The organism is Kitasatospora phosalacinea, assembly GCF_030268885.1.
Classification (GTDB): Bacteria; Actinomycetota; Actinomycetes; order Streptomycetales; family Streptomycetaceae; genus Kitasatospora; species Kitasatospora phosalacinea_C.
In genome coordinates this window covers 1-6,340 of sequence record NZ_BSSA01000066.1, presented here as the reverse complement: position 1 = coordinate 6,340, position 6,340 = coordinate 1, and the positions used below count along the sequence as shown (strand labels likewise).

Genomic DNA, 6,340 nt, shown 5'->3' with positions numbered 1-6,340 from the left:
GCGCAAACGCTGGATGACCCGTTGGAAGGCCGCACTCAACGCCTTCGAGATCGCCTTCGACGGCCGACTCTCCGCCGGCCGCCGCTAACCCAACCCAACCGAGTTACACCGTTCACTGGACAGACCCCCCGCAGGCGGCCCGGCCGGGAAGTGCTGCTTCAGTGCCAGCTCACCTCCAGGTGCGCCGCCAGGAAGCGCAGCACCTCCACCGTGATGCCGGCGCCAGCCGCGGCGAGCAGGGCCCCGCTCATCCGCGCCGGGTCCCGCCAGGCCGGCATCCCGGCTCCGACCGCCGACCGTGCCCGCGGATCCGGCTGTCTGCGGCGCTCGACGCCGTCCCACCCCACCGCGCCCGGCATCTCGCCGCGCGGCCTCATCTCATCCACGGCATCCCTCCTTCGTCTCGTACACCGCGTTCACGGCCCGGCCACGAAGGCGACCCCGGGCGTCCGGCGACCCGGGCGGCGCCGACGCCGAGCTGCTGCTCACCGTGAACTGGGGGCCGACCGGCGGCTGGTCCTACATCTGGGACCACGAGCAGCACCCGGACCTGCCCTACCCGGAGGTCCACCTGGACGACCTGCCCGCCGACGCGCCCCCCGTCGACGTCGCCCGCCGCCTGGTGCAGGTGATGGACCACCACGACGACGTCGCCCGCCGCCCGCAGCCGGACTCCGGCCACCCCGAACGCGGGTGAGCCGCCCTTCCCGGCCGCTACCGTGCCGCACATGGCACAGCAGGAGCGGTGGGTGGAGGTCGAGCTGCACGGCGGCCCGATGGACGCAGAGACCGCCTACGTCCGCACCGACGGCCCCGACCCGGGAACCGCGCTGATCTCCCCGCGCTGCGCCTACCCGGGCGGCCGCTCGATCTACGAGCCCGACGCGGCCGGCCGGTGGACGTTGCGGGCGACACCCCGTAGGGCCGGGGCGCTGGCGCGTTTCGGGCGCGGACGTGCCAGCGCCCGCCTCCGGGCGTCCGGGGCGGGCATTTGGGCGGGTGCTGTGCCGGGCGGGCCCTTACTTGGTCTCGCCGTGCTTCTTCCGCCTGTGGGCTGCCAACCTCCTGCGACCGGTGAAGACTGTGCTCGCGCTGGTGAGGATCATGGCCCCCAGGTTGTAGCTCCACGCATGATCGCCGCTGACCAGCGAAAGCAGGGCGATGACTGCGCTGACCACCGCCAGCGAGCCCTCCACCAGTTCTGTGAACTGCAGGCGCTTCCTGGCCGCGCGCCCGGCGCGCCGGCCACGTTGGGCCTTGGCGGGGGTGGCCGTGTTGCGGGCGGTGCGGATCGCGCCGAACAGCAGCAGGGAGACGGAGAAGCGCATGCCGCGCAGGTAGCGGCCCAGGGCGCGGCCGTCGGGGGTGTCGATGATGTCGTACAGGTCCGCTCGCCAGTCGGGGTGGAGCAGGCGCCACTTCGCGCCGCTCATCATCGCCCGGGTCAGGTAGAGCAGGATGAAGGGCAGCTTCAGGGTCACCTTGCGGGTGGCCTTGAAGGCGGCCTTGACGACTAGCTCGTACGCGATGGCTGCGAGCAGCGCGCAGAGCATCGCCATCGTCCACTCGGCGAGCGGGATGGCGGCGAGGTCGTGGAGCAGGCGCGCGAGGCCTGAGCCCCCCTCGGACTGGTTCATGCACGTCCCCCTTCCGGGACAGGCCCCGGCAGCCAGGAGGTGCTGGGCAGCCGGGTGAGTTCGTGGAGTTCGGCCAGGGCCTGCCGGGCGGCCTTGATGCCCTCGCCGGTGATCGTGTAGAAGCGGCGGGCGGGGCGGCCAGCCGCCCTCGGGTCGACCTCCTCCACCTCGCTCGTGAGGACCCCGTCGCGCTCCAGGCGCGCCAGGATCGGGTACAGGCTGCCGCTCTGCAGGCCGGTGGCCTGCATGAGCTCGCGGCCGTAGCGCTCGGCGGTCGGGTCCTTGGCGAAGACCTGGATGACCTTGGCCGTCGCGGCCGTCATCTTGATGTCCATGCGGTTTGCGCCTCCGTGGTGGTGCAGCGGTTGGTCGTCGCAGCGCCTCTCGGTACGAGTCGACTGGAGCCTCTGTCGAAGCTCTACCTAGGGTATCACCCATGCTGGCTGCTCTACATAGGGTCGGCGGCGGGCCCGCCGCGCTCCGCCTGTGTCGCTCAGCGCCCCGCCGGGCAAGGGCCCGCACAGCACGACGGCGGCCCCGCCACCAGCCGGTGGCGGCCCCGCCGCTGCGCTTCTCCGTGCCGCTACCAGTCCAGCGCCGGGCCGTCGTAGCCCTCGCCGTAGTCCTCGCGCCCGTACCGCGGCCGCTCCCGGTAGAGCACCGGCAGGCGCTCCCGGTGCGGCTCCGGGCCGGGCGGCGCGGCCGTGACGGTCACCGCGGGGACGTGGACCAGGCCCTCGTTGTCGACCTGGACGTGCTCGGCGAGCACCGCCAGCACCCGCTCCGCGCTCCACCCCAGCCCCGCCGCCAGCGCCTCCAGGCGGCGCCCCGCCTCACCCGGCACCACCACGCGCACCTCCACCCGGTCCACCGGGGGCCGCAGCGGGCCCGGCACCGGCCGCTGCTGCCGGGCCCGGCGTCCGGCCTGCACCCGCTGCTCGGCCTCGGCCAGCCACTCCTGCGCCTGCTCGTCGGCGGCGACGTCGTACACCGCCCCCGCACCGCCCTCGGCGACCAGCGCGGAGATCCGCTCCCACTCCTGAACCTCCCACGCCGGACCCGGCCCCGCGTACTCGTCCCGGCCCGAATGCCGCTCCCAGTCCCGCGCGGCCACCAGGTGCGCCCCGATCTGCTCCGCCGCCAGCCCCCGCGCCTGGCGCTGCACCCGCCTGCGCGCCGCCGCCCGCTGCTCCACCTCGCCCATCACCGCACTTCCTCTTCGGCCGGCGCCGCCGACTCGTCCCCGCACACGTGGTCCGAGGCCACCCAGCAGTAGTCCTCGAAGTCGCTCTCCAGCACCCAGCCGCACTCACCGCACTCCGCGCGGCCGTCCCACCCGATCGAGCCCGACCCGCCGCCCTCGTCGCAGTCGTGGTCGGCCTCGACCTCGGTGTCGTCCTCGAAGTGCTCCTGGCCCGAGCTGCCGCACTCCCCGCAGTACCACTCCGCGTTCCACGAGACCGTCACCGCGTCGCCCCTGCCTCTTCGGTCTCCCGTCGCACCGGGGCCAGCTCGGCGGCCCACTCGATCCCGGCCCGGCCGAGCGCGACGAGCTGCTGAGCCGTGAGCTTGGCCCGGCGGTTGCGCTGGTTGGACAGCCACGCCCCCAGGCCCAGCAGCACCGGCTCCTGGCCGCCCTCGGCGGCCTCCAACGGTTCCTTGTGGGCCCGGGGCACCCGCACGTGCCCCTCCCGCTCTGCGAAGCGCTGCAGGGCCTGAAGGTGCTGGGCGAAGCGGTCCGCGCGGGCCCGCACCGGCCGGGTCGCCTTCGCCGCCTTCGCAGCCTGCTCGGCGGCCAGCTCGGGGTCCTCCTCGATGCCCAGCGCGAGCAGCAGCTCCCGCTGCTCCTCGGCCAGGCTGGCCCAGGCGCCGCGCTGCGTCCGCACCCACCGCCCGATCGCCTCGCCCTCGAAGGCCGTCTCGACCGGCAGTGCGGGCCAGTCCACCACCCCGTCGCAGGCCAGCCACCACGCCCTGGCGGCGGCGTACGAGCGCTGCCAGGTGATCGGCCACGCCGGGCACCACCAGGGGTCCATCGCCTCCAACGCCCGGCGCCGCTCCGCGGGCAGCGCCCCCGACTCGCCCGCGGGCACCTCGGCCTGCGCCCGTAGCTCCACCAGCCAGGTGCCGATCGCGTACCCGCCGATGGAGGCCCGCGATGGCGCGGCCAGCGACCCGTGGTGCTCCGCGGCCCACTGCCGCGCCCAGGCCAGCCCGGCCTCGAACCGCGCGTCCGAGACGGACCAGATCATGCCCAGAGAATCCAGCAGCACGACACGGTAGGCAGGCATGTCGCCCGTCGAGCGCTCGTGACGCCGGTCCGACAGCCACTTCCCGAGCGGGAAATTACCGTTCACGCCCACCATCGCGTTGTACGGAACATCAAGCGAACCGTGCTCCTCCACCCATTTCGCGCAGTGCTGCATGCCCTCCTTCCAGTACACGCTCTCCGACCGGAAAACCTGCGTTGCCACGAACAGCGCCAACGCCGTCTGCGTCACCTTCGACTGGAACCGCACCGGCAGCACGAACGCCCCCGCCACCTCCTCCGCACCCTCGCCCTCACCAGGCGCACCAGCGAGTTCGGCCCGCGCACCGGTGGTCCGACGCCCACTGCGCTGCGGCACCGCCAACGCCTCCACCAGCCGGGCATCATGCGAGCGGATCGCCGTCAACACCTTGATCAACGGACCATAAGAATCCGACTCCATAATGTCCCCGGGCTGCTCCCCGGCGCGCAGGAAAACAGGCACGACAATGCGCGCAACTTTCCCCTCGCCTGGCTTCATGCGAAGGGCACGCCCTATGGCCTGGACGATATCGACCATACTTCCCCGCCCCTGAAGGAGAATGGAGTCAGCTCCCGGGCAGTCCACACCCTCCCCTAGAACGCGACAATTCGCGAGCACGCGATAGGCCAGACCGTCATACTCCTCGGTGCGCCCGAAGTCCCCGAGAATCCAGCGGCGGTAATCCACTGGGTGCTCACCGGAAAGCCACTGCGACCACACCTCCTCCGGGAATTCGTCCGGGTCCTCACCACTCAACCGCTCCGCGGTCTGGTTCAGCGTCTCGGCGAAGTAGCGGGCCTCCAACGTCCTCGGGTGGAAGGTGATCGTGCGCTGCAACCCGTGCTCGGCGGCGACCTTGAGCAGCCCGGCCTGCATCGCCGCGACCCGCTTCACCGGCACCTGGTCCTCGGACCCGTCCTCCGCCTCCCCGGCCCCCGCGCCCCACGGCACCGGCTGCGCGGCCGCCGCCACCGGGTCCGTCTCCGGATCCCGCAGCTCCAGCACCACCACCTCGAACGGTGCCAGCAGCCCCCGGTCGATCGCCTCCGCGAGACCCAGCGTGTACACCTGCGGCCCGTAAATCGCCTGGTCATCCATGGAAACGGCCAGCTCCTCGGGGAGCGGCTGCCACACCCCGCGACGGCCCCGGCCGACCTCTTGGCCGCCGTCCTGCTCGACCTCCTGGCCCTCTTCCTCGTCCCGCCGACGGCGCTTCGGCGGCTGCCACACCCGCGGGGTCGCGGTCATGTACAACCTCCTGGCCGACGGGATCGCCTCCTGGTCGTGCACCACCGTCCACGCCTTCTCGGCCAACCCGGAGGAGCGGTGCGCCTCGTCACAGACCATCAGGTCCAGCGGCGCCAGCTCCCGCCCCGCCCGCTCCCGCCAGGCCGCGTACGCGTCCTCCACAGACCCCGCCGCGGCGTACGTCGAGTACAGCGTCAGCGGCTTCCCCGCAGCCGCCGCCCGGTCGATCCACGACGCGATGACCAGCGGATGCGTCGTCCCCGGCATCCCCTCCGGCAACTCCTCCTGAACCAGCGAGCACACCGCCAGCGCCTCACCCGCGCGGCCGGCCTCCACCCACGAGGCGTGCATCTGCGTCAGCAGATCCAGCGTCGGCACCACCACCATCACCAGGCCCCGCGGCGCGAGCCGCTGCGCGGCCACCGCCCCCACGAAGGACTTGCCGGTGCCGGTGGCGAGCTGCACCGTGACCCGCAGGCCCGCCGGGACCGCCCGGCTCGGACGGGGCGTCAGCGCCCGCACGATGGCCTCCACCGCCTCTTCCTGGTGCGGCCTCAGCCGGATGCCCCGGGCCCGCCTCTGACGCCCCGCCACCACCGCGGAAGTTCCCACGCTCCGATCCCTGCCCCTTCTCGAAACGGCATCCGCGCTCACGCGGGGAAACCTTGCAGTCAGTTTTGATGCACGCGGCCGGGCTGAAATCGAAGAGAATATCGGCCGACAATAAGGCCCATTCAAAGCTACCGAACAGCACAATATCAGAGCCCCAGACAGGCCAGTAGAGAAACGCAAAAACCCAGGAGAGGACAGTCCTACAGGCGAGATCTTCTGACATCCACAAGTGAAGCACGTGAGAGACTGTCTGATCGCCCGACGGGGCGGCATGATCTACCGGAAGCGGGGCAGACGAACGGTAGGTGCCCGCCGACACCAGTCGAGCCCCGGCCGGTCCGACATGCAGTCGGCGGGCACCCCTCGCCCCAGTCAGCCCGGCCGCAGGCCGCCCCTCCGTCAGCCAAAAAACCAAGCCAGCGAACTGAACAAACCTCAGCCGACCGGGCCGCCGAAGCGAAGCGGAGGCGCGCCCCGGCCCAGAGCGAAGCGGCGGGCCGCACCGCGGCGAAGCCGCGGTGCCGGACACGCGGAGCGGGTCCAGGCCGCCCG

General features: G+C 72.5%; 7 protein-coding genes. 1 reads left to right on the top strand and 6 read right to left on the bottom strand.

Annotated features, from left to right (window positions below):
* Positions 1-158: 158 nt before the first annotated feature.
* The gene (locus tag QSK52_RS38695) at positions 159-386 is read right to left on the bottom strand and encodes a hypothetical protein (protein WP_285740978.1); all 228 of its coding nucleotides are present in this window, start codon (positions 384-386) and stop codon (positions 159-161) included.
* Positions 387-490: 104 nt separating this feature from the next.
* Between QSK52_RS38695 and QSK52_RS38690 the strand changes: the two genes are divergently transcribed.
* On the top strand, positions 491-697 hold the full coding sequence (locus QSK52_RS38690; RefSeq protein ID WP_285740977.1) for a hypothetical protein: 207 nt from the start codon (positions 491-493) through the stop codon (positions 695-697).
* Between the two features lie 322 nt (positions 698-1,019).
* Here the strand turns inward: QSK52_RS38690 and QSK52_RS38685 are convergent, their stop codons facing one another.
* The 5 genes from QSK52_RS38685 to QSK52_RS38665 all read right to left on the bottom strand — a co-directional run bounded on the left by QSK52_RS38685 (position 1,020) and on the right by QSK52_RS38665 (position 6,061).
* Positions 1,020-1,637, bottom strand: coding sequence for a hypothetical protein (locus tag QSK52_RS38685; RefSeq protein WP_285740976.1), 618 nt, complete (start codon positions 1,635-1,637; stop codon positions 1,020-1,022).
* On the bottom strand, positions 1,634-1,972 hold the full coding sequence (locus QSK52_RS38680; RefSeq protein ID WP_285740975.1) for a PadR family transcriptional regulator: 339 nt from the start codon (positions 1,970-1,972) through the stop codon (positions 1,634-1,636). Before QSK52_RS38680 ends, QSK52_RS38685 begins: the two co-directional genes overlap by 4 nt.
* 248 nt (positions 1,973-2,220) lie before the next feature.
* Positions 2,221-2,841, bottom strand: a complete 621-nt coding sequence (locus tag QSK52_RS38675) for a hypothetical protein (protein ID WP_285740974.1) — start codon at positions 2,839-2,841, stop codon at positions 2,221-2,223.
* Positions 2,841-3,104: a hypothetical protein gene (locus QSK52_RS38670; RefSeq protein WP_285740973.1), complete on the bottom strand. Its 264-nt coding sequence runs from the start codon at positions 3,102-3,104 to the stop codon at positions 2,841-2,843. The genes QSK52_RS38675 and QSK52_RS38670 overlap by 1 nt, the downstream gene beginning before the upstream one ends.
* Entirely contained in the window at positions 3,101-6,061 is a 2,961-nt protein-coding gene (locus QSK52_RS38665; protein ID WP_285740972.1) for a DEAD/DEAH box helicase, read from the bottom strand. The genes QSK52_RS38670 and QSK52_RS38665 overlap by 4 nt, the downstream gene beginning before the upstream one ends.
* Positions 6,062-6,340: the final 279 nt, after the last annotated feature.

Excerpts from the sequence above, each read along its gene's own strand:
- QSK52_RS38685 (WP_285740976.1), bottom strand. The coding sequence starts at position 1,637 with ATGAACCAGTCCGAGGGGGGCTCAGGCCTCGCGCGCCTGCTCCACGAC.
- QSK52_RS38675 (WP_285740974.1), bottom strand. The coding sequence starts at position 2,841 with ATGGGCGAGGTGGAGCAGCGGGCGGCGGCGCGCAGGCGGGTGCAGCGC.
- QSK52_RS38665 (WP_285740972.1), bottom strand. The coding sequence starts at position 6,061 with ATGCCGCCCCGTCGGGCGATCAGACAGTCTCTCACGTGCTTCACTTGT.
- QSK52_RS38680 (WP_285740975.1), bottom strand. The coding sequence starts at position 1,972 with ATGGACATCAAGATGACGGCCGCGACGGCCAAGGTCATCCAGGTCTTC.